Origin of the sequence: Marinobacter alkalisoli, assembly GCF_045449795.1 — a bacterium.
GTDB lineage: Bacteria > Pseudomonadota > Gammaproteobacteria > Pseudomonadales > Oleiphilaceae > Marinobacter.
The window spans coordinates 66863-88464 of the sequence record NZ_JBJJLB010000032.1; the positions used below are offsets into that span (position 1 = coordinate 66863).

Genomic DNA, 21602 nt, shown 5'->3' on the forward strand with positions numbered 1-21602 from the left:
GAAGATCCCATGACGCTAAAAATTAAAAGTTCTGTTCTCGCCCTTGCTGCCGCCGTTAGTCTTGGCGCCGCTTCCTCTGCGGTTTCCGCGCAGGAACAGCGGTTTGTCACCATTGGCACTGGCGGGGTAACCGGCGTTTACTATCCGGCCGGTGGTGCAATCTGCCGTCTGGTGAACATGGACCGGAAGGAGCACGGTATTCGGTGTTCTGTCGAGAGTACCGGTGGTTCCGTCTACAACCTGAACGCCATTCGTGAAGGGGAGCTGGATCTGGCGGTTGCCCAGTCCGACTGGCAATACCATGCCTACAACGGCACCAGTGAATTTGAAGACGCCGGCAAGAATGAAAAGCTGCGGGCAGTCTTCTCGCTGCACCCTGAGCCGTTCACCGTTGTTGCGAGCAAAGGCTCCGGCATCAAAACCTTTGAGGACCTGGAAGGCAAGCGCGTTTCTATTGGTAACCCCGGTTCTGGTCAGCGGGCTACTGCGGAAGTGCTGATGAAGGAAATGGGCTGGACCCAGGACAAGTTCTCCCTGGCAGCGGAAATCAAGGCTGCCGAGCAGTCCCAGGCGCTGTGTGATGGCAACATCGACGCTTTCTTCTATACCGTTGGACATCCATCCGGTGCCATCAAGGAAGCGACCACCTCCTGCGACAGTGTCATTGTGAGCGTCGACAACGACGCCACCAAAAAGCTGATCGACGATAATCCATACTATCGTAAAGCCATCATTCCGGGTGGCATGTATCGAGGCAGCGATGATGACGTCACCACCTTCGGTGTCGCGGCAACGTTCGTGTCTTCCACAGACGTGCCCAATGACGTGGTGTATGCGGTTGTTAAAGCTGTGTTCGAAAACTTTGACAGCTTCAAGCGTCTGCATCCGGCCTTTGGCAATCTGAACAAGGAAGAAATGGTGTCCGACGCTCTAAGTGCCCCCCTGCATCCGGGTGCCGAGAAGTACTACAAGGAAGCCGGCCTGATCGACTGATCTGTCGGTATCTCAACACAGCGGGCCATGGGTCCGCTGTGTTGTCTATTCATGGATCAATCTTTTACGTAACAGGAATTTTTTATGGCAACGAGCGACCCGGCTAAAGGGCCTGGTGTGGATGGCGAAAATGTAGAGCAGATTTTGCAGACAGAAACCGGGGGTAGGGCAACCAGCGGTAATGCCGCCGTCATTCTTTTTGTCATTCCTTTGGTGTGGTCTCTGTTCCAGCTCTGGATTGCATCACCACTGCCGTATATCTTCAATTTCGGGTTGTTCAATTCCACCGAAGCACGCTCCATACATCTGGCCTTTGCCGTTTTTCTGGCGTTTTCGGCCTTCCCGATGATTAAGGGGCGGAACCTTCACAGTGTGCCTTTCTATGATTGGATTCTGGCCCTGGTGGCGGCTTTCTGTGCTTCGTATCTATACGTTTTTTATGAGGGGCTATCCAGTCGCCCCGGACTTCCGACGACTACGGACCTCTGGGTTTCCATGATCGGTCTGGTGTTGTTGCTGGAAGCCACGCGCCGCTCCCTGGGACTGCCGCTGACGATTGTTGCCGTTGTTTTCATCACCTATTCCATCGCCGGCCCTTACATGCCGAATGTCATTGCCCACAAGGGCGTGAGTCTCAGCAAGCTTGCCTCGCACCAGTGGCTCGGTACCGAAGGGGTGTTCGGGGTGGCGCTGGGTGTGTCCACCAGTTTCGTTTTCCTGTTTGTACTGTTTGGCGCCCTCCTTGAGCGGGCGGGGGCCGGTAACTACTTTATCAAGGTCGCCTATGCAGGCCTCGGGCACATGCGTGGCGGGCCGGCCAAGGCTGCGGTGGTCTCCAGTGGTTTGAGCGGGGTGATTTCAGGTTCCTCTATCGCCAACGTGGTGACGACCGGCACGTTCACGATTCCGCTGATGAAGCGTGTGGGATTTCCGGCAACCAAAGCCGGTGCGGTCGAGGTTGCCGCCTCAACCAATGGTCAGTTGACCCCGCCGATCATGGGTGCCGCCGCGTTTCTGATGGTCGAGTATGTGGGCATTTCCTATCTTGAGGTTATCAAGCACGCAATCCTGCCAGCGCTGATTTCCTATGTTGCGCTGATTTACATTGTGCACCTGGAAGCCTGCAAGCTGAACATGAAAGGTGTTGAGCGCCTGAATCGCCCGACGCTTGCCCAGAGAATGTTGAACTGGGTAGTTCTCCTGATCGGCCTCAGTGTACTGACGCTTGCGGTCTATTACGGCATTGGCTGGATGAAAACCTGGCTTGGCGAAGCGGCTGTCTGGGTTTTGGGGCCGTTGCTCCTGCTTGTATACGTGGGGCTCGTGGCCTACGCGACGCGTTTTCCGGAACTGGAAATCGATGATCCGAACGCCGACATGGGCGAGCTTCCGGAGATGGGACCGACGGTCAAAACCGGTTTGTACTACCTGCTGCCGGTGGTTGTTCTGGTCTGGTGTCTTACGGTAGAGCGTTTTTCTCCTCAGTTGTCCGCTTTCTGGGCCACTGTTTTCATGGTTTTCATCGTGATTACCCAGCGGCCGTTGAGGGCGTTTTTCCGCAAGCAGGGTGCCCTCCTTGAAAACTTCAAAACCGGCGTGCTGGACCTGGCCCATTCGTTGTCCACCGGCGCACGCAATATGGTGGGTATTGGTGTTGCGACTGCAACCGCAGGTATTGTGGTTGGTACCGTCACCCTCACGGGCATCGGTCTGGTCATGACGGAATTCGTGGAATTCCTGTCCGGTGGCAATCTGTTGCTGATGCTGATCTTCACTGCGGTCATTAGTCTGATTCTGGGGATGGGGTTGCCCACCACCGCAAACTACATTGTGGTGTCTACCCTGATGGCGCCGGTCATCGTCACTCTGGGCGCTCAGAGCGGGTTGATTGTTCCGCTGATTGCGGTTCACCTGTTCGTGTTCTACTTTGGCATCCTCGCGGACGATACGCCGCCTGTGGGGCTGGCAGCCTACGCGGCTGCCGCCATATCAGGGGCTGATCCCATACGAACCGGTATCCAGGGTTTCACCTACGACATTCGGACGGCGATCCTGCCGTTCATGTTTATCTTCAACACCCAGTTGTTGCTGATCGGGCTGACCGGGTGGCTGGATCTGCTGATTACCATTGCCAGCGCTGTGACGGCGATATTGGTGTTTTCGGCGGCCACGCAGGGATTCTGGTTTACCAAGAGCTATAAGTGGGAATCGCTGTTGCTTCTGCTCATTACTTTCACCATGTTCCGGCCCGGCTTCTGGTGGGACATGATCTATCCTCCCACCGAGGACCGTCCCAGTGTGGAGATCATGGAGTATGTGGAGACAGTGCCTGCGGATAAGCCTATTGTGCTGAAAGCGTCGGGTATGTCGCTGGACGGCAGTGATATAACCACTTACCTCAAGCTCGAAATCCCTGAAGGCGATTCGCCAGAAGAGCGGCTGATGAGTGCGGGTCTGGAATTGAAGCCCGATGGCGATCGTATGACCGTTGAATTCGTCGATTTTGGAAGTCCGGCGGAGGATGCCGGCTTCCAGTTCGGCTGGACAATAGACGCCGTTCAGGTAGAGCTGGACCGTCCCCCCCGGGAAATCATGTTCATCCCCGCCCTGACTCTGCTCGGGTTGGTGGCCTTCGGCCAGTTGCGGCGCAAGAGCAGGGAGGACGCCGCCGCAGCAACGGCCTGACGGACCCGGCGGTTGGCAAAACCCGGCATTAACCTGCCGGGTTTTTTTCTGTTAAACTCCGCTGCGAATGCGGCCCGTGGTTTGTATCGCGGATGGCCGCCTACACGTGATCTTTGGTACGGATCACCGCTGAGACCCACAGGAGAGAATCATGCCCGTAGTAACCCTGCCGGACGGCAGCCACCGCAGCTTTGCCGAAGCCGTTACCGTACACGACGTCGCCGCTGATATCGGCGCAGGTCTTGCAAAGGCCGCCCTTGCCGGACGCGTCAATGGCAAATTGGTAGACACCAGTTTCCAGATTGAAGATGACGCTGATCTCGCCATTGTGACTGAGCGGGATGAAGATGGCGTGGATATTATCCGTCATTCCACTGCCCACCTGCTGGCCATGGCGGTCAAGGAGTTGTTCCCGTCAGCCCAGGTCACCATTGGGCCGGTGGTCGATAACGGCTTCTACTACGATTTCAAGTTTGACCGTCCGTTTACCAACGAAGATCTGGCGCGCATTGAAAAGCGCATGGAAGAGTTGGCCAAGCAGGACATTCCGGTGTCGCGTTCGGTGATGTCCCGGGAAGAGGCGGTGAAACTCTTTAACGAGATGGGCGAGGAATACAAGGTGCGTATCATCGAGGACATTCCCGGTGATGAAGACCTGTCTTTCTACCGTCAGGGTGACTTTATTGATCTCTGCCGTGGGCCCCACGTGCCCAATACCGGCAAGCTCAAGGCGTTCAAGCTGACCAAGGTGGCAGGCGCCTACTGGCGGGGTGATACCGGCAATGAGCAGCTCCAGCGCGTGTACGGTACAGCCTGGGGCAACAAGAAAGACCTGAAGGCCTACCTGCATCGCCTGGAAGAGGCCGAAAAGCGGGATCATCGCAAGATCGGTAAGAAACTGAACCTGTTCCATATGCAGGAAGAAGCTCCGGGTATGGTGTTCTGGCATCCGGATGGCTGGTCCCTGTACCAGGAAATCGAGCAGTACATGCGCGATATCCTGCACCGTCACGGCTATAAGGAAATCAAGACGCCCCAGGTGGTCTCCCGGGCATTGTGGGAAAAATCCGGTCATTGGGACAAGTTCCACGATGACATGTTCACCACCGAGTCCGAAAAGCACGACTTTGCCATCAAGCCGATGAACTGCCCGTGTCACATCCAGGTGTTCAACCAGGGTCTGAAAAGTTACAAGGACTTGCCGCTGCGCCTCGCTGAATTCGGCTCCTGCCATCGGAACGAGGCCTCTGGCGCGCTGCACGGGCTGATGCGTGTTCGCGGCTTTACCCAGGACGATGCCCACATCTTCTGCGAAGAAGACGCCATTCAGGAGGAAGTGTCGCGCTTTATCGACCTGCTCCACGAGGTGTACAAGGATTTCGGTTTTGACCAGATCCTCTACAAGCTGTCGACCCGTCCGGAGAAGCGTGTAGGCTCCGATGAGGTATGGGACAAGTCGGAAGCGGCCCTGGAAGAAGCACTGAACCGCGAAGGCGTGGATTGGGAATTGTTGCCGGGTGAGGGTGCATTCTATGGCCCGAAAATTGAATTCTCCCTGAAAGACTGTATCGGTCGGGTATGGCAATGCGGTACCATTCAGGTCGATTTTTCCATGCCGGGCCGCCTTGGCGCCCAGTATGTGGCAGATAATTCCGAGCGCAAGACGCCGGTAATGCTGCACCGGGCGGTGCTCGGGTCGTTCGAACGTTTCATTGGTATCCTCATCGAGGAATACGAAGGCGCATTCCCCGCCTGGCTGGCACCAACCCAGGTCGCGGTCCTCAATATCACCGATAATCAGCGTGATTATTGTCAGAATCTGGCGAAAAAGTGGGATTCTTTGGGCTATAGGGTTAATGCTGACTTGAGAAACGAGAAGATCGGCTTTAAAATCCGCGAGCACACTATTAATAAAGTTCCCTTTTTGGTTGTTGTCGGTGACAAAGAAATCGAGAACAACGCCGTTGCGGTGAGAACCCGCAAAGGCGAAGATCTGGGAACTATGTCGCTTGAAGCGTTCGAACAGCTACTGGCTGATGACATTCAACGCAAGGGCAGAACCAAAACGGAGATCTGATTATTAAACAGCGAGCGAATCGGGGTGGGCGCACACCAAAGGCGCCGATCAATGACAACATTGACGCAACTGAAGTCCGCCTGATCGATGCCGAAGGCACCCAGGTGGGAATTGTTCCGATCGAAGAGGCCTTGAAGCAGGCGGAAGAAGCCACTCTTGATCTGGTACAGGTTACGGATTCCGATCCGATCGTCTGTAAGATAATGGATTACGGCAAGAAGGTCTTCGAAGATAAGAAGGCCAAGGCGGCTGCCAAGAAAAAGCAGAAGCAGACGCAGGTCAAAGAGCTTAAGTTCCGTCCAGGAACTGAAGAAGGGGATTATCAGGTCAAACTACGCAACCTGGTACGTTTCCTTGAAAACGGGGACCGCGGCAAGATCACGATTCGTTTCCGTGGCCGTGAGATGGCACACCAGGAAATCGGTATGAAGCTCATGGGTCGGATCGAAACGGACATCGAAGAGATTGCAACGGTTGAGATGCGGCCGAAAATGGAAGGCCGGCAGATGACCATGATTGTGGCTCCCCGCAAAAAGAAGTGAACCTGATCGGGTGATGATCCCCCGCGTCTGCGGGGGATTTGTCGTTCAGGGGCACATTTTGTTTTATTTAAAAATAGAATGCGGAGTTTTAAAAATGTCTAAGATGAAAACCAAAAGCGGAGCTACCAAGCGGTTCAAGAAAACCGCCACCGGCTTCAAGCACAAGCAGTCCTTCACCAGCCATATCTTGACCAAGAAGAGCCCCAAGCGTAAGCGTCAGCTTCGTGGTACCAAGCTGATTGCCAAGTCTGACGTGGCTTCCATCAAGCGTATGACAGCGTGCTGATTCAGCCGCTAACCATTCCTGCAAAGGTTTAAAGGTAGAAGGATTAAAGTATGGCTCGTGTAAAACGTGGCGTGGTAGCACGTCGTCGTCACAAGAAGATTCTCAGTCAGGCCAAGGGTTATTACGGAGCGCGTAGTCGCGTTTATCGTGTAGCCAAACAGGCGGTTATCAAAGCCGGTCAGTATGCATACCGTGACCGTCGTAACCGTAAGCGCGCATTCCGCGCCCTGTGGATTGCCCGTATCAACGCGGGTGCCCGCGCCAACGGTCTGTCATACAGCCGTCTGATCGCTGGTCTGAAGAAGGCTAACGTTGAGATCGATCGTAAGGTTCTGGCCGATCTGGCCATGAACGAGCAGCAGGCATTTGCTGCCGTAGTTGAGAAGGCCAAAGCGTCCCTGTGATCGCTTAAGCTCTTTCATCGATTATTGATCGATCCGGACGTCCTCATGGGTTCATGATGGCGTCCTCTAATAGGGGAAGGGCGCGCTCTTTCCCTATTTTTGTTTATAAGTACTGGTTTTGTTTATAGATACTGGTTTTAGTACTCCCATTTCTGGTTTGGAGCAGGGTCAATGGAAAACCTGGAGCAACTGGTTCAGGACGGGTTGGCTGCGGTAGAAAGCGCCGACAGCTTGCAGGCACTTGATCAAATTCGTGTTGAATACCTTGGCAAGAAGGGTGTGATCACCCAGCAGGCGAAAACGCTGGGCAAGCTTTCCGCAGAAGAGCGCCCCGCCGCCGGCCAGAAAATCAACGAGGCCAAGGGGCAGGTTGAGCAGGCCATCAACGCCCGCCGCTCGGACCTGGAGCGCGCCGCGATTGAGCAGAAGCTGGCCAGCGAATCCATTGACGTGACACTGCCAGGCCGCGGTCAGGATCTGGGCGGCCTCCACCCGGTAACGCGCACCCTGCAGCGCATCGAGCAGTTCTTCTCCCGTGCGGGCTATACCGTGGAGCAGGGCCCGGAAATCGAAGATGACTATCATAACTTCGAAGCCCTCAACATTCCCGGCCATCACCCGGCCCGTGCCATGCACGATACCTTCTATTTTAATCCGGGCACTTTGCTGCGTACCCACACCTCGCCGGTGCAGATCCGTACCATGGAGGCGGGCAAGCCTCCGTTCCGGATGATCTGCCCGGGGCGGGTCTATCGCTGTGACTCCGACATGACCCATACCCCCATGTTCCATCAGGTGGAAGGGTTGCTGGTGGAGAAAGACGTCAGCTTTGCCGACCTTAAGAGCACGGTGGAAGAGTTCCTCAGGGTGTTCTTTGAGCGCGATCTGGAGGTAAGGTTTCGGCCGTCTTACTTCCCGTTCACCGAGCCGTCTGCGGAAGTGGACATCGAGTGGGGGCGTGAGGCTGACGGCAGCATCAAGTGGCTGGAAGTCATGGGCTGTGGAATGGTGCACCCGAAAGTATTTGAACATTGCGGTATTGATGCCGAAGAGTACCGTGGCTTTGCCTTTGGTCTGGGTGTAGAGCGCCTGGCCATGCTTCGCTACGGCGTGAATGATCTGCGCATGTTTTTCGAGAACGATCTGCGCTTCCTGCGCCAGTTCCGATAACACCGTGATCAACAGGTAATCGAATCAACAGGCAAAACCGCATCAGGACAAGGCAAATACCATGAAATTCAGTGAACAGTGGCTGCGCGAATGGGTTAACCCGACACTCAACTCCCAGGCGTTGATGGACCAGATCACCATGGCGGGGCTGGAAGTCGACGGATTCGAGCCGGTTGCAGGGCAATTCAGTGGTGTCATCGTCGGGGAAGTGCTCTCCGTCGAGCCCCATCCCGATGCCGACAAGCTTCGCGTGTGCCAGGTCAGCAACGGCAAAGAGACGGTACAGGTGGTCTGTGGTGCGCCGAACGTGCGTGACGGGCTCAAGGTTCCTTTTGCCGTTGTGGGCGCCGTGCTCCCGGGTGATTTCAGGATCAGGAAAGCCAAGCTGCGGGGTCAGCCCTCCGAAGGCATGCTGTGTGCCGAGTCAGAGCTGAGGTTGTCGGATAACAGTGATGGGTTGATGGAGTTGCCTGCGGATGCACCTGTGGGCCGGGATCTGAGTGATTATCTCAAGCTCAACGATGTGACCATTGATGTCGACCTCACCCCCAATCGTGCAGATTGCCTGTCCATCAAGGGCATTGCTCGTGAAGTGGGTGTGCTTAACAGCCTGGTGGTCGAAGCGCCGGTGATTGAACCAATTGAAGCGGTTCATTCGGAAGTGCCGGATATTGCCGTGAAAGCTCCGTCTGGTTGCCCCCGGTACCTGGGGCGGGTTTTGCGTAATGTGAACCTCCAGGCGGAATCCCCGTTGTGGATGCAGGAAAAGCTCCGGCGCTCTGGTATCCGCTCTATCGATGCGGCGGTGGACGTCACCAACTACGTCATGCTGGAGCTGGGTCAGCCCATGCATGCCTTTGATCGGGACGAGATCAAGGGAGGCATCGTGGTGCGGATGGCAGAGCAGGGCGAAAAACTGGTGTTGCTGGACGGCCAGGAAGTGGAATTGACTGCCGATACCCTGGTGATCGCAGATCATGAAAAGCCCGTGGCTATTGCGGGTGTTATGGGTGGCGAGCATTCAGGCGTGAGCACAAGGACCCGTGATCTGGTGCTCGAATCTGCCTATTTCGATCCTATTTCTCTCGCCGGCAAGGCACGGCACTATGGCCTGCATACCGATGCCTCTCATCGCTTCGAGCGGGGTGTGGATTATGAGCTCGCCCGCGATGCCATGGAGCGTTGCACGGCGCTGTTGATGGAAATCGTCGGCGGTGAGCCTGGCGAGATCGTTGAAGTTGCCAGCGACGAACATCTGCCTGGGGATCGTACCATTGATCTGCGGGAGCAGCGTGTCGCCGATGTACTGGGCCTGGCCATTGACCGCACGAAGGTCGAGGAAATTCTGACTCGCCTCGGTCTGCATATCGATAAGCTGTTGAAAGACGGCTGGCGCGTGCATGTGCCCACCTTCCGACCGGATATCTCCATCGAAGAAGATCTGATTGAAGAGATTGGCCGGATCTACGGATACAACAACCTGCCTGTCACCGAGCCGACAGGGTCCCTGGGGTTGCGCGCCCAGGAAGAGGCGGTTCGTCCGGTATCGGCAATCCAGAACTACTTCGTGGCTTGTGGCTATCAGGAAGCCATTACCTACAGCTTTGTGGATCCAAAGGTTCAGCAACTGGTCGATCCGGATCGTGAGGGCATCGAGCTGGCCAACCCGATTTCCTCGGATCTGTCGGTGATGCGTACGAGTCTGTGGAGTGGCTTGCTGAAAACCGTAGCCCATAACCAGAACCGGCAGCAGCCGCGCATCCGCTTGTTCGAAACTGGTCTGCGCTTTCTGAAAGATGGTGATGCCATTGATCAGCAACCGATGCTGGCAGGTGTCGTGGTTGGCTCGCAACAGCCCGAAAACTGGGTTAATGGGCGCAGGGCGGCTGACTTTTTTGATGTCAAAGGGGAACTGGAAAGTCTGTTCCGTCTCCTGGGAATCGAGATTCAGTTCCTGGCCAGTCAGCACCCGGCGTTGCATCCGGGGCAAACGGCGGAGCTGGTACGAGACGGTGAGCATGTTGGCTGGATTGGAACGTTACACCCACAAGTTCAGAAAAATCTTGAACTTAATGGCACGATCCTGATGTTTGAGCTATCCTTGAATTCGATCGTCTCTGGATATGTGCCTAATTTCAAAGAAATTTCAAAATTCCCTGAAGTTCGGCGAGATTTGGCTATTATTATCGGAAACGATGTGGCGTTTGCCGATGTGGAGCGTGTAGCCAAAAAGCATGCTGGCGAGTGCCTGACGGCGTTGCGTGCGTTTGATGTCTATGAAGGCGAAAGCCTGGGTGAAGGCAACCGCAGCCTTGCCCTGAGCCTTTTCTGGCAGCATCCTGATCGCACGCTTAACGAAGAAGAGGTGCACTCACTCTTCAACGGTGTGATTGAAGCATTGAAGGAAGAGCTGGGGGCAACACTGAGGAGTTAACAGATGGCGGCTTTGACGAAAGCGGAAATGGCCGAGCGCTTGTACGAGGAACTGGGCCTGAACAAACGCGAAGCCAAGGAAATGGTGGAAGCCTTTTTCGATGAAATCAGAGGCGCACTCAGCCATAACGAACAGGTGAAGTTGTCCGGTTTCGGTAACTTTGACCTGCGAGACAAGAAGCAGCGACCGGGACGGAATCCGAAAACTGGTGAGGAAATACCGATCAGTGCACGGCGGGTTGTTACGTTTCGTCCAGGGCAAAAATTAAAGCAGAAAGTAGAAACGTATGCTGGAACCGAGTCATAACAACGAGTTACCCGCTATTCCGGGTAAGCGCTACTTCACGATTGGTGAAGTAGCCGAGCTGTGTGCCGTAAAAGCACACGTACTCCGTTACTGGGAGCAGGAATTCCCGCAGTTGTCGCCGGTCAAGCGCCGCGGGAATCGCCGCTACTACCAGAGGGCGGATGTTATTACCATTCGCCAGATCCGCAGCCTGCTGTACGATCAGGGGTACACCATTGGTGGCGCGAAGCAGAAGCTGAGCAGTCATGAGGTGAAAGACGATACCTCCCAGTACAAGCAGCTTATCCGGCAGATGATTACAGAGCTGGAAGAAGTGTTGGAAGTGCTGAACGCCCCATTGCGTTGATCGCGGTGGGTCAGACGAAAAAAACCGAAGGTGCGCCTTCGGTTTTTTTATGCCTGGTTCTGGCATCGACTATGCTGATGGGTGTTGCCTTGCTTTTAGCCCATACAGAGGAAATAAGATTATGGCCTTGAAACTTCACACTATTATCTGCAGTACCCGCCCGGGCCGGGTAGGTCCTGCGGTCGCTACCTGGTTCCATGACTTTGCCAACAGTCAGGGGCAGTTTGAGAGCAGTCTGGTGGACCTGGCGGACTTCAACCTGCCGGTCTACGATGAGCCCAGGCATCCGCGTATGCAGCAGTACGAGCATGAACACACCAAAGCCTGGTCCCGGAGTGTTGCCGCGGCTGACGCCTATGCGTTTGTGGTCCCCGAATACAATTTCTGTCCGTCCCCTGCGTTCGTCAACGCACTTGATTATGTCTACAGCGAATGGAACTACAAACCCTGTGGTTTTGTGAGTTACGGCGGTGTCTCTGGTGGTTTGAGGTCGGCACAGCTTTCAAAGCAACTGGTCACGACCCTGAAAATGATGCCGATGGTCGAGGGTGTCATGGTGCAGATGCCGTGGGAGCAAATAGACGAGAATAAAACCTTCAATGCCTCTGAGCACCACGAAAGCTCGGGCAAGGCGATGCTGGAAGAGATGGCCAAATGGGCGCAGGCACTCAAGGTCATGCGCTGAATCAATGAAAGGAGTGACGTCGTGAGTAACACAATGGCTGAAGCCGAACAGGCTTGTGATGCGGTTTCCTCCCCTTGCAGTGCGGTAGAGTTGATTCTCACGCCGAGAGAGACCGATCTTGGTGGCTTTTCCGTCAGGCGGTTGTTGCCTACGGCGAAACGCAAAATGGTCGGGCCCTGGATCTTCTTCGATCACATGGGGCCGGCGCACTTTCCAGCAGGGCAGGGGATCAATGTGCGGCCTCACCCACATATTGGTATTGCCACCGTCACTTACCTGTTCGAAGGGGAGATTCTGCACCGTGATTCCCTTGGGAGCCTGCAACCGATCCGTCCGGGGGATATCAATCTGATGGTCACGGGGAGCGGCATGGTGCATTCCGAGCGGGAGCGCCCGGAAGTGACCGCGGCGGACCACACGCTCGACGGGTTACAGCTCTGGCTGGCCCTGCCGGAGCAGGACGAAGAGGTAGAGCCGTCGTTCCATCATTACCCGAGTGAAGACATACCTGCGGTAAAAGTGGACGGCGTACCCGTGAGAGTGATGATGGGGAGTGCCTACGGCATGACATCCCCGGTGCGGCTTTTCTCCGATACCTTGTATGTGGAAGCCCATTTACAGCCTGGACAAACCCTGAGCCTGCCAGAAGCCGAGGAGCGAGCGGTCTACGTCGCCAGTGGCGCCCTGAAAGCCCAGGATACCGACCTGCCTGCCCAGTCCATGACGATCTTCGCCAACCAGCCGGGCATTACGATCACCGCAGTGGAAGAATCCCGGATTGCACTGATCGGTGGAGAGCCTTTGGGCAAGCGGTTTATCGAATGGAATTTCGTGTCCAGCCGCAAGGAGCGCATCGAACAGGCCAAAAATGACTGGACGGAAGGCCGGTTTGATAAGGTGCCCGGGGACGAGGTGGAGTTTATTCCGTTACCCCAGAGGTAGGGGGCCCTGGCTGCAACGGAGCGTCAGGAGTTTTCCCTGACCAGTGCAATAAGGTCCTGGCGAATCTGGTCAGCGCTCAGGTCTGGCCTGATCAGCAGGCGGGCTTCGCCCTCCCGGTCAAATACATACACAGCGCTGCTGTGAGAGACCGCGTAGTTACCGTCAGCATCGGGCTCGTCATAACCGAAGGTGGTGCGATAGCGCTTGGCAAGCTCACGCAACTCTGGCTCGTCACCGGTCAGGCCCACGATCCGCTTTCCAAAAAAATCTACGTAACTGGCCAGACGCTCCGGGGTGTCTCTCTTGGGGTCGACACTGACAAACAGGGCCAGCGTCTGTGACTGCATTTCCGACGGCATGGCTTTTATGGCCTGGTTGAGCTTCTGGAGTGTGGTCGGGCAGACATCCGGGCAGGAAGTGAAGCCAAAAAACAGCAATCGTATCTGCCCGTCCAGTTCTCCTGCGCTGACGGTTTCGCCCGAGGTGTCTGTCAGTTCAAACGCCAACTCTGGCATCAGGCCCTGAATATCCTTGCCGTGCCATGAATCGTCTTCTCCCAGGCAACCACCCAGCACGAAAGTTGTGGCCAGAAGCAGGGGCAGGTTTAGCCATGACCGAAGGTTTGCGGGAAAGTGAAAGCTCATGAAGTTGTCACCTTGAGCGGGTTGGATCGGGTTGGGTATTTGCCATCTTCGTGCATCGCCCGTCGCAGGATAATCAGAATACCAAGGATGCTCATCATGGCGGGTGGTATCCAGGTCAACAGCCCTCCAATCAGTTGGTCGGTTGCCGGTTCGATGGGCCATGCCCGGCCGCACACTTCGTAGACGTCGTACACCATGCCCCGGGAAAAGACGATGGTGGCCCCCAGGATCATCTGGGGTATCGCGACCAGCGCGAGGATCAGCATACGCTTGCCATAGCCCAGAGCGGAGCTGAGGGCCGGAGATCGAGGATCAAAGATCAGCCACCAGAAAAGCAGGCCATCAAGTAGCATGCTCCAGTTCATGACCCAGTAGAGATTGCGGCTCAGCATCGCGTCAAAGTGGATCGGTGGCCATAACCAGAAATAGATCAGGCCCACGAACAGCACGGAGGCAATCAATGGCTGCTGGAGGCATCGATACACAAACCCTACAGGTTTCAGGATGCTCCTAAACCCGGGGCTTATTCGGTCATACCAGAAGCGCATCACCGGTAACGGGTTGGACAGGGCGATCAGGAAAGGTCCGAGGTGGTGAAGGATCAGGTGTTGGCCCCGGTGGACGAAGAACATGTACTGGGAGTAGTAATCAAATCGGGTCTGCATAACGCCGTAGCAAAGCATGACGCCCAGCACGAACGTCAGGATGCGACCGCTGCCCGGGCGGTCGCTTTCCGGCATCCGGAGAATGCCATAACCATAGAATGCCAGTACCAGCAGGTAGCTCAGTACGGTCAGTGCAGAGAAGTCGTAGGGGACTACATAGTCAAGCATGGACATGAGAGCGCCAGCAACAAGTAGAACGCATGGGTGTTTTTATTAAGGATTCTGAGTGTTGCCGGAAATGAAAGGAATTACAAGATGGTGATGCCTGAAAGCCGGGCCGGTTTTCAGATAAAACAAAGCCCGGACCTTTCGGCCCGGGCTTTGTTTGAGGAATTGGTCGGGACGGCAGGATTTGAACCTGCGACCCTCTGCACCCCATGCAGATGCGCTACCAAGCTGCGCTACGCCCCGAAATGCTATTGGCCAGAGAGAAACTTGGGAGAAATCTCAGTGGCTTAGCGGGAGCGAAGTCTACACCAGCCCAAACCAAAAATAAACAGGCTTTTGGCGTTTAGGCAGGATTTTAATGGAGCTTGGTTTCCCGCAGCTTAATGATGAACTCCGGTGGTCCAAAAGTATCCGGCTGAGCTTCCGGCCAGTATTTGTCGAATACGCTAAGGCCGGTTTTCCCTTCCAGTAGGGCGCCCGGGGCGAGGAAGGGGAGCATGTCCATGTAGGACTGCACCTCGGTCTTTGAGGTCCGTTGAATGATGTGCTCCGGCCCAAGCTCGGAAGGATGGTTCAGGCCAGACGCTTCAAGCAGGTTCTGCAGGGCGCACAGGGTATTTTTGTGATAGTTGTAAACGCGCTGGCTCTTGTTTTCAACGTCCAGCTTGTTGCCGCGGCGGGGATCCTGCGTGGCTACACCGCTGGGACAGCGTCCGGTATGACAGTTCAGGGCCTGGATACACCCCAGCGAAAACATATAGCCCCGGGCGGCGTTGCACCAGTCCGCGCCAAGGGCCAGGGTGCGGGCGATATTGAACGCCGACGTAATCTTGCCCGCGGCGCCAATGGCGATGTCTTCCCGCAGGTTGGTGCCTACCAGTGTGTTGTGTACCAGCAGCAACGCTTCCTTCATGGGCATGCCCAGGCGGTTGATGAACTCCAGGGGGGCAGCGCCGGTGCCGCCTTCGCCGCCATCCACTACGATGAAATCCGGTTTCATACCGGTTTCCAGCATGGCCTTGACGATTGCAAACCACTCCCAGGGGTGCCCGATGGCGAGCTTGAAGCCCACGGGCTTGCCGCCGGACAACTCCCTCAGGCGTTCAATGAACGCCAGCATTTCAATGGGGGTATTAAATGCTGAGTGCCTGGCCGGAGATACGACGTCTTCACCGACGGCGACGCCCCTGGCTTCCGCGATCTCCGGCGTCACTTTGGCACCGGGGAGAATACCTCCATGCCCTGGTTTTGCCCCTTGAGATAGTTTGAGCTCTATCATTTTCACCTGGTCCAGGGTGGCATTTTTCACAAACATATCTTCGTTGAAGGTGCCGTCCGGGTGGCGGCATCCGAAGTAGCCGGAGCCGATTTCCCACACCAGGTCGCCGCCGGGCTCGCGGTGGTAGCGGGAGATCGATCCCTCCCCGGTGTCGTGGTAGAAGTTGCCCATCTTCGCGCCAGTATTCAGGCTCAGGATGGCATTGGCGGAGAGGGAGCCAAAACTCATGGCGGAAATGTTGAATACGCTGGCGCTGTATGGCTTCTGGCACTGTTTGCCAATAAGAATCCGGAAATCGCTGTTGTCCAGGTGTGTCGGGTTCAGGGAATGGTTCATCCATTCGTAGCCCTGGTCGTACATGCCCAGTTGGGAACCGAAAGGGCGTTTGTCGAGCACGTTCTTCGCCCGCTGGTAAACGATGGTCCTTTGTTCCCGGGAGAAGGGACGTTCTTCCGTATCGGACTGAATGAAGTACTGGCGGATCTCCGGACCAATGGACTCCAGGAAATAGCGGAAGTTGGCGAGAATCGGGTAGTTGCGGCTCACGGTACGCCGGCGCTGCATCATGTCCCATGTGCCAACGGCAGTAAGTACACCAAACGTAACCGGGAGCAGGTACCATCCTTCCAGGAAGATGCTGAGTGGCACGGTGATCAGCAGGCCCGTAATGCTCAGGGCAAAAGCGGTATACCTCAGGGGGAAGGTGGTGGTTTTCTCCATGGTGTCCTCTTTCTACGTTTGCGATTTGCAGGTAAGTGTACGTGCTTACGGCATAAAACCATTAACCGATTTTCTCTTCCAACGGCGACACCTGACAAATTGGTCTATGCTCAATGAGGTGGCGACTCTAAGTTGTGTCTTTGATGTTTCGGGCTCAAAACACTAGACTGGCGCCCTTGTAACCTGTGAACCTTAATTTTTGGTAATCATTCTGAACAGGAGGCTCCAAACGTGGGCGACGTTGTAAAAGACGAGTACCAGACGGATTACGTCGCGGGCCAGGACAATATAAGTCCTTTCGGCCTCGACCTTCATGCACCGGTATTCCCGATTACGGCGATATTGGTGGTTCTTTTTGTCGTCGGAACGCTGATGTTTCCGGCCGAGGCAAAGGAGCTCCTTGACGGTGCGAAATGGAATATTATCGGCACCTTTGACTGGTTTTTCCTGATCAGTGCCAACATCTTCGTGGTGGTGTGTATAGCGCTCATTTTCATGCCGGTTGGTAAGATCCGGATTGGCGGTATGGATGCCAAGCCTGAATTCTCCACCATCTCCTGGTTCGCAATGCTGTTTGCGGCAGGTATGGGTATCGGCCTGATGTTCTGGGCCGTTGCAGAGCCAACAGCCTATTTCACCGGGTGGTATGAAACGCCCTTCAACGTTGAGGCGAATACCGCCGAAGCGCGTGACCTGGCCATGGGCGCCACCATGTACCACTGGGGTCTTCATCCTTGGGCCATCTACGCGATTGTCGCTCTTTCCCTGGCGTTTTTTGCCTACAACAAGGGCATGCCACTGACGATCCGCTCGGCATTCTTCCCGCTGCTGCGTGACAAGGTTTGGGGCTGGCCCGGCCACATCATCGATGTACTGGCTGTTCTTGCCACTATCTTTGGCCTTGCGACATCCCTGGGTTTTGGTGCCCAACAGGCGGCCTCAGGTCTGGAGTATCTGTTCGGAATCTCGTCCGGTATCAATGTCCAGATGGCCATTATCACCGGTGTTACCGCAGTTGCTCTGATTTCGGTTCTCCGTGGCCTTGATGGCGGTGTGAAGGTTCTCAGTAACTTCAACATGGCCCTGGCGGGCATCCTGCTGTTCTTCATTATCTTTGCTGGTCCCACCATGACCATCATTGAAACTCTGTGGGTGACTTCATCCACCTACGTGACAAACATTATTCCGTTGAGTAACCCGTTTGGCCGTGAAGACGAAGCCTGGTTCCATGGCTGGACTGTTTTCTACTGGGCATGGTGGATCTCCTGGTCACCGTTCGTCGGCATGTTTATCGCCCGTGTTTCCAAAGGGCGTACGGTTCGTGAATTCGTGACCGCCGTGCTGATCATTCCGACCGTGATCACCGTTGTCTGGATGAGCGCGTTTGGCGGCTCAGCTCTGGAGCAGATCCAGCAGGGCATTGGCGCTCTGGCAGAGAATGGTCTGACTGACGTGTCTCTGGCCATGTTCCAGATGTTTGCCAACCTGCCGCTGACCGGCATCATTTCCTTTATCGGGATTGTGCTGGTGCTGGTGTTCTTCGTGACCTCTTCGGACTCCGGCTCGTTGGTTGTCGATAGCATCACCGCCGGCGGTAAAACCGATGCTCCGACAGCTCAGCGTGTCTTCTGGGTGATCATGGAAGGTGCGATTGCCGCTGCCCTTATCTTTGGTGGTGGCGAGGATGCCCTGGGCGCGATACAGGCAACGGCCATCTCTGCCGGTCTGCCGTTCACAGCGATTCTGTTGATCATGACGTGGGGGCTGTTGAAGGGCCTGACCCATGAACGGAAGCTGTTGATTGCGGATGGGAAGCTGTGATAACTCGCAGTTGAATAAAAAAACCGGAGCTCAAGGGCTCCGGTTTTTTTTGGCCTTCATTCTCTGCCCAGTCTGCTATCGCTCACTGGCGAAAGTCTCTATGGCGAAGCGGGCTCGCTCCTCCGGGGTGAAATGATGTCTCTTGAGGCTTTCAATCGTGCGCAGTCGCGGCAACAGGCCTCTGCCATTGGCCATCTGAATGGCCAGCCCCGGGCGTGCGTTCAATTCCAGTAGCAACGGCCCCTCATTTATATCCACCACCAGGTCTACCCCCATGTAGCCGAGTCCGGTTGCTTCATAGCACCGTGAGGCCATGGTCAGCATCTCTTCCCAGTCGTCAATATTGATGTTTTCCAGGGCAAGGCCCGTGTCCGGATGGAGGGTGATCGGACGGTTGAACTGCACAGAGTTCAGGCTTTTTCCCGTGCCAATGTCCAGGCCTACGCCTACTGCGCCCTGGTGGAGGTTAGCCTTGCCATCAGAGGCGGTGGTGGCCAGCCGGAGCATGGCCATAACCGGGTACCCCTGAAAGATGATAATGCGAATGTCCGGAACGCCCTGGAAGGAGTATTTGGCCAGTTCCGGTACCGACTGCACCAGGTTCTCGACAATCGCGACATCGGGCGTCCCTGCCAGGGAATACAGGCCGGCCAGGATATTGGACAGGTGGCGTTCCAGGTAAGCTGTGGGCACCCTGGCGCCGGATGCTTTGATGAACTCCTGCTCGTCACGGCCAGTAATGACTGTGATGCCCTTGCCGCCGGAGCCTTTGGCGGGCTTTATGGCGAAGCCCGCCAGCTCGTCCGCCATGTCGCGGAAATGGGGAATCTCGTGTTGTTGGCGTACCACCTGCAACAGCTTGGGGGTTTTGACGCCGTACTCGGCTACTACCAGCTTGGTTTTCAGCTTGTTGTCCACCAGCGGATAGGCGGTTCGCTCATTGTACCGGGAAATGTAATCGACATTTCGCCGGTTCATGTTGAGCATGCCCATCCGGGTCAGGGCGCGGGGCGATATCCAATCCATCAATCGTAAGCCTTCATCGGTGTGAAGCGACGAAGTTCACTCAACTTGTAGCCGGTGTACTGACCCATCAGCAGGATAAGGCCCAGCACGACGAAATGCAGTTCCGGGAAGTTGAAGGTCAGGTGCCGGGATAGCGGCGCATCCATCACCAGGAATGCGCACACAGCCACAAACAGACTGCCCGCACCTTGCACGAATACCTCGTGCGCTCCTTCTTCTTCCCACAGTATGGACATGCGCTCAATGGTCCAGGCGATGATGACCATCGGGAAGAAGGTCACAGTCATGCCGGTGTTGAACCCCATCTGGTAGCCCACAATACTCAGGCCGGCCGTGATAAATATCACCAGGATAATCAGGGCGGAAATCCTTGAAACCAATAACAGGTTCAGGCTGGACAGGTACCCGCGCATCAGCAGACCAATGGAAACCACCGATGTGAACGCGATCAGCCCCGGTAGCAGATTGGTCTGGACGAACGCCACGGCAATCAGCACTGGCATGAAGGTACCCGAGGTACGAATGCCAATGACAATACGCATGAAGGCAACCATGAGAGCGCCCAGCGGGAGCAGTAGCAGCATACGGAACATACTTTGTTCTTCGACTGGAAGCTGGTACAGGCTCAGGAACCCGAAGCCGTTCTCCTCAGATTGCATGGCTGCCAACTGCAGGGCAGGGATGGTCTGGCGCAGAATTGAAAAACTGACGGTGGAGTTGCCGCCACCCATCACATCCAGCAGTGATTCGGCGCCCTGACGCCACAGCAGGATATCCTCCGGGAGCCCTTGCTCGCCGGAGCGGGGGTCAAAGGTCAGCCATTCGTCACCGTTATAGATTTGCAGGAAAGGTGTCAGTCCCTGGCGCCTGCGGGCGTCTTCCAGTTTGAGGCCATCGGCGGTCCTGGCCGGTATGCCGGCGTGATTCAGCATCCGGACCAGGAGATCCAGATAATTGGTTCCGGACACCAGCAATGTCGTGTTCTGTGCCTGGGCATCAGGCTGCATCAGGCGGATCAGCTCCCGGGTCATGCTCTCGGCGGTGCTCGAGCGCTCCTCTGCCTGCTGGAGAATCTCCCGCACGGCGGTAGCCTGTGGTTCTTCCCAGAATACGGCCATGGGCTTGGGTGCGCGGCGGGGGCGGTCCCGGTTCGCATTCGGGTCGGGAATAAACTGGGTCTTGAAGTAGAGCGTTTGCGGGCCGGTGACGTCCCGTTTACTCCATTCCGCCCGACGGCTCCCGTCTTTCTCGACTACCGAGAAGCCATACCCCGGAGATGCCGCCTGTTCGGAAAGTATCCGAAACCCCGGGGACTGCTCGGGAATGTTGAGGCTGGCCAGCACTGGCTGGTCGGCGGCGTCGAAGTCAACTCTCGCTTCAACCATCCAGACTGGGTGTTGCTCACCGGTAAACCAGGGAATGCCCAGTTCAACATGGCGCCAGATGGCAAGGGCGGCCCCCGCCAGGATCAGCAGAGCAATGGCAGAGAAAAATGGAATTCGGGAGCGGGTATTCACGAATCATCCCCGTTCTTTTTGGTGAGGGATTCTGGCAGTTTGGTGGAGAACTCCTTGCCGACGTCGATTAACATCACATCGCGGAGAACGTTTCGTCCGATCAGAACATTGTGCGACAGGTGCTGACGGTCCGTCAGTGTAAATTCCGCCACCTGCTGGTGGTCGCCGATGGCAAACTGCAGTTCGACAACCACACGGCGATCTGCTTCATCCGCGCTGGATTGGATGATTCTCACGCGGCGGGAAACTTCCTTTTCCATGGTGACGTACTGATCACTGTCTGGCACTGGCACATCAAAACGAACCCAGTTGTTACCGTCCCGTTCGAATTTGGTCACGTTGCGGGCGTCAATGGAAGATGTTTCCGCACCGCTGTCGATGCGGGCGTTATAAACCAGGCCGGGACCGGCGAGGTAGAACTTTTCAAGTTCACCAACGATCACCTTACCTTTCAAACGGTCCGCACGACCTTTGTCCCGCTGATCCCTGACAGGAGGGCAAGCCTGCGCGGTGACCACCGGGCACTTGGGTTTTTCGATTTTCTGTTCAATGGCTTCAAGAATGCTTTTGGTAGAGGTGTTATTGAGGTCTACCAGTTTTTCGTGGCGGGACGCCGCATTCCCTTCCATGGTAACCAGCGTAGCGCGTTGGGACTGAACAGAACCGTTGAGCTTGTCCAGATTTTCCTTGGGCACCATTAAATAGCGGTCCGCGGAGCAGCCTGACAATACAAACAGAATAGCGAGACCAGCCAGCGGCTTCCCGCATCGAAAACGCTTTGAGAACATCTATAACCCCTGAACCTGCGAACCAATAGTTTATCAGCCTGGGTTCGCCATGAAGACCTGCAAATATCCGCAGTAAGATACTCGCAGAGGGAGTATACAACAAC

At 55.8% G+C, this 21602-nt stretch carries 19 protein-coding genes and 1 tRNA gene; 13 read left to right on the forward strand and 7 right to left on the reverse strand.

The window, feature by feature from the left end; all coding sequences use genetic code 11:
* Positions 1-9: 9 nt before the first annotated feature.
* The 12 genes from ACJO3M_RS15405 (at position 10) to ACJO3M_RS15460 (ending at position 12870) form a co-directional block, all read left to right on the forward strand.
* Entirely contained in the window at positions 10-993 is a 984-nt protein-coding gene (locus tag ACJO3M_RS15405; RefSeq protein WP_407002276.1) for a TAXI family TRAP transporter solute-binding subunit, read from the forward strand.
* Positions 994-1077: 84 nt separating this feature from the next.
* Positions 1078-3678, forward strand: coding sequence for a TRAP transporter permease (locus ACJO3M_RS15410; protein WP_407002277.1), 2601 nt, complete (start codon positions 1078-1080; stop codon positions 3676-3678).
* A gap of 151 nt (positions 3679-3829) precedes the next feature.
* Positions 3830-5755: a threonine--tRNA ligase gene (gene thrS, locus ACJO3M_RS15415; RefSeq protein ID WP_407002279.1), complete on the forward strand. Its 1926-nt coding sequence runs from the start codon at positions 3830-3832 to the stop codon at positions 5753-5755.
* Positions 5752-6297: a translation initiation factor IF-3 gene (gene infC / locus ACJO3M_RS15420; protein ID WP_406988020.1), complete on the forward strand. Its 546-nt coding sequence runs from the start codon at positions 5752-5754 to the stop codon at positions 6295-6297. The genes thrS and infC overlap by 4 nt, the downstream gene beginning before the upstream one ends.
* 94 nt (positions 6298-6391) lie before the next feature.
* Positions 6392-6583: a 50S ribosomal protein L35 gene (gene rpmI, locus ACJO3M_RS15425; RefSeq protein WP_250090481.1), complete on the forward strand. Its 192-nt coding sequence runs from the start codon at positions 6392-6394 to the stop codon at positions 6581-6583.
* 50 nt (positions 6584-6633) lie between these two features.
* Positions 6634-6987, forward strand: a complete 354-nt coding sequence (gene rplT / locus ACJO3M_RS15430) for a 50S ribosomal protein L20 (protein WP_012138471.1) — start codon at positions 6634-6636, stop codon at positions 6985-6987.
* Between the two features lie 171 nt (positions 6988-7158).
* Positions 7159-8157 (forward strand): phenylalanine--tRNA ligase subunit alpha, encoded by a 999-nt coding sequence (pheS, locus tag ACJO3M_RS15435; protein ID WP_297796664.1) that lies wholly within the window; start codon positions 7159-7161, stop codon positions 8155-8157.
* 61 nt (positions 8158-8218) lie between these two features.
* On the forward strand, positions 8219-10591 hold the full coding sequence (pheT, locus tag ACJO3M_RS15440) for a phenylalanine--tRNA ligase subunit beta (RefSeq protein ID WP_407002280.1): 2373 nt from the start codon (positions 8219-8221) through the stop codon (positions 10589-10591).
* A gap of 3 nt (positions 10592-10594) precedes the next feature.
* A complete protein-coding gene (ihfA, locus tag ACJO3M_RS15445) occupies positions 10595-10897 on the forward strand; it encodes an integration host factor subunit alpha (RefSeq protein ID WP_127331513.1) in 303 nt (100 codons plus the stop codon).
* The gene (locus tag ACJO3M_RS15450) at positions 10878-11243 is read left to right on the forward strand and encodes a MerR family transcriptional regulator (protein WP_407002281.1); all 366 of its coding nucleotides are present in this window, start codon (positions 10878-10880) and stop codon (positions 11241-11243) included. Before ihfA ends, ACJO3M_RS15450 begins: the two co-directional genes overlap by 20 nt.
* A 121-nt stretch (positions 11244-11364) precedes the next feature.
* The gene (locus ACJO3M_RS15455; RefSeq protein WP_407002282.1) at positions 11365-11928 is read left to right on the forward strand and encodes an NADPH-dependent FMN reductase; all 564 of its coding nucleotides are present in this window, start codon (positions 11365-11367) and stop codon (positions 11926-11928) included.
* Positions 11929-11949: 21 nt separating this feature from the next.
* A complete protein-coding gene (locus ACJO3M_RS15460; RefSeq protein WP_407002283.1) occupies positions 11950-12870 on the forward strand; it encodes a pirin family protein in 921 nt (306 codons plus the stop codon).
* 23 nt (positions 12871-12893) lie between these two features.
* Here the strand turns inward: ACJO3M_RS15460 and ACJO3M_RS15465 are convergent, their stop codons facing one another.
* The 4 genes from ACJO3M_RS15465 to ACJO3M_RS15480 form a co-directional block, all read right to left on the reverse strand.
* Positions 12894-13514, reverse strand: coding sequence for an SCO family protein (locus tag ACJO3M_RS15465; protein WP_407002284.1), 621 nt, complete (start codon positions 13512-13514; stop codon positions 12894-12896).
* On the reverse strand, positions 13511-14353 hold the full coding sequence (locus tag ACJO3M_RS15470; RefSeq protein WP_407002285.1) for a cytochrome c oxidase assembly protein: 843 nt from the start codon (positions 14351-14353) through the stop codon (positions 13511-13513). The genes ACJO3M_RS15465 and ACJO3M_RS15470 overlap by 4 nt, the downstream gene beginning before the upstream one ends.
* Positions 14354-14513: 160 nt before the next feature.
* Positions 14514-14590, reverse strand: a tRNA-Pro gene (locus ACJO3M_RS15475).
* A gap of 112 nt (positions 14591-14702) precedes the next feature.
* On the reverse strand, positions 14703-16346 hold the full coding sequence (locus tag ACJO3M_RS15480) for an FMN-binding glutamate synthase family protein (RefSeq protein ID WP_407002286.1): 1644 nt from the start codon (positions 16344-16346) through the stop codon (positions 14703-14705).
* A gap of 231 nt (positions 16347-16577) precedes the next feature.
* On the opposite strand from ACJO3M_RS15480, the gene ACJO3M_RS15485 reads away from it, so the two are divergent.
* Complete coding sequence (locus tag ACJO3M_RS15485; RefSeq protein WP_407002287.1) at positions 16578-18167, forward strand: BCCT family transporter; 1590 nt, start codon at positions 16578-16580, stop codon at positions 18165-18167.
* Positions 18168-18242: 75 nt separating this feature from the next.
* Here ACJO3M_RS15485 and ACJO3M_RS15490 read toward each other — a convergent pair whose 3' ends face one another.
* From ACJO3M_RS15490 to ACJO3M_RS15500, 3 genes are read right to left on the reverse strand one after another with little or no spacing between them, the layout of a single operon-like run.
* Complete coding sequence (locus ACJO3M_RS15490; RefSeq protein WP_407002288.1) at positions 18243-19193, reverse strand: alpha-L-glutamate ligase-like protein; 951 nt, start codon at positions 19191-19193, stop codon at positions 18243-18245.
* Positions 19193-20710 (reverse strand): inactive transglutaminase family protein, encoded by a 1518-nt coding sequence (locus ACJO3M_RS15495; RefSeq protein WP_407002289.1) that lies wholly within the window; start codon positions 20708-20710, stop codon positions 19193-19195. Before ACJO3M_RS15495 ends, ACJO3M_RS15490 begins: the two co-directional genes overlap by 1 nt.
* Positions 20707-21498 carry an ATP-dependent zinc protease family protein gene (locus ACJO3M_RS15500; RefSeq protein ID WP_407002290.1) on the reverse strand — a complete coding sequence of 264 codons (792 nt, stop codon included), beginning with the start codon at positions 21496-21498 and terminating at the stop codon, positions 20707-20709. Before ACJO3M_RS15500 ends, ACJO3M_RS15495 begins: the two co-directional genes overlap by 4 nt.
* Between the last annotated feature and the right edge of the window lie 104 nt (positions 21499-21602).

Excerpts from the sequence above, each read along its gene's own strand:
- ACJO3M_RS15405 (WP_407002276.1), top strand. The coding sequence starts at position 10 with ATGACGCTAAAAATTAAAAGTTCTGTTCTCGCCCTTGCTGCCGCCGTT.
- ACJO3M_RS15410 (WP_407002277.1), top strand. The coding sequence starts at position 1,078 with ATGGCAACGAGCGACCCGGCTAAAGGGCCTGGTGTGGATGGCGAAAAT.
- thrS (WP_407002279.1), top strand. The coding sequence starts at position 3,830 with ATGCCCGTAGTAACCCTGCCGGACGGCAGCCACCGCAGCTTTGCCGAA.
- rpmI (WP_250090481.1), top strand. The coding sequence starts at position 6,392 with ATGTCTAAGATGAAAACCAAAAGCGGAGCTACCAAGCGGTTCAAGAAA.
- rplT (WP_012138471.1), top strand. The coding sequence starts at position 6,634 with ATGGCTCGTGTAAAACGTGGCGTGGTAGCACGTCGTCGTCACAAGAAG.
- pheS (WP_297796664.1), top strand. The coding sequence starts at position 7,159 with ATGGAAAACCTGGAGCAACTGGTTCAGGACGGGTTGGCTGCGGTAGAA.
- pheT (WP_407002280.1), top strand. The coding sequence starts at position 8,219 with ATGAAATTCAGTGAACAGTGGCTGCGCGAATGGGTTAACCCGACACTC.
- ihfA (WP_127331513.1), top strand. The coding sequence starts at position 10,595 with ATGGCGGCTTTGACGAAAGCGGAAATGGCCGAGCGCTTGTACGAGGAA.
- ACJO3M_RS15450 (WP_407002281.1), top strand. The coding sequence starts at position 10,878 with ATGCTGGAACCGAGTCATAACAACGAGTTACCCGCTATTCCGGGTAAG.
- ACJO3M_RS15455 (WP_407002282.1), top strand. The coding sequence starts at position 11,365 with ATGGCCTTGAAACTTCACACTATTATCTGCAGTACCCGCCCGGGCCGG.
- ACJO3M_RS15465 (WP_407002284.1), bottom strand. The coding sequence starts at position 13,514 with ATGAGCTTTCACTTTCCCGCAAACCTTCGGTCATGGCTAAACCTGCCC.
- ACJO3M_RS15470 (WP_407002285.1), bottom strand. The coding sequence starts at position 14,353 with ATGTCCATGCTTGACTATGTAGTCCCCTACGACTTCTCTGCACTGACC.
- ACJO3M_RS15480 (WP_407002286.1), bottom strand. The coding sequence starts at position 16,346 with ATGGAGAAAACCACCACCTTCCCCCTGAGGTATACCGCTTTTGCCCTG.
- ACJO3M_RS15490 (WP_407002288.1), bottom strand. The coding sequence starts at position 19,193 with ATGGATTGGATATCGCCCCGCGCCCTGACCCGGATGGGCATGCTCAAC.
- ACJO3M_RS15500 (WP_407002290.1), bottom strand. The coding sequence starts at position 21,498 with ATGTTCTCAAAGCGTTTTCGATGCGGGAAGCCGCTGGCTGGTCTCGCT.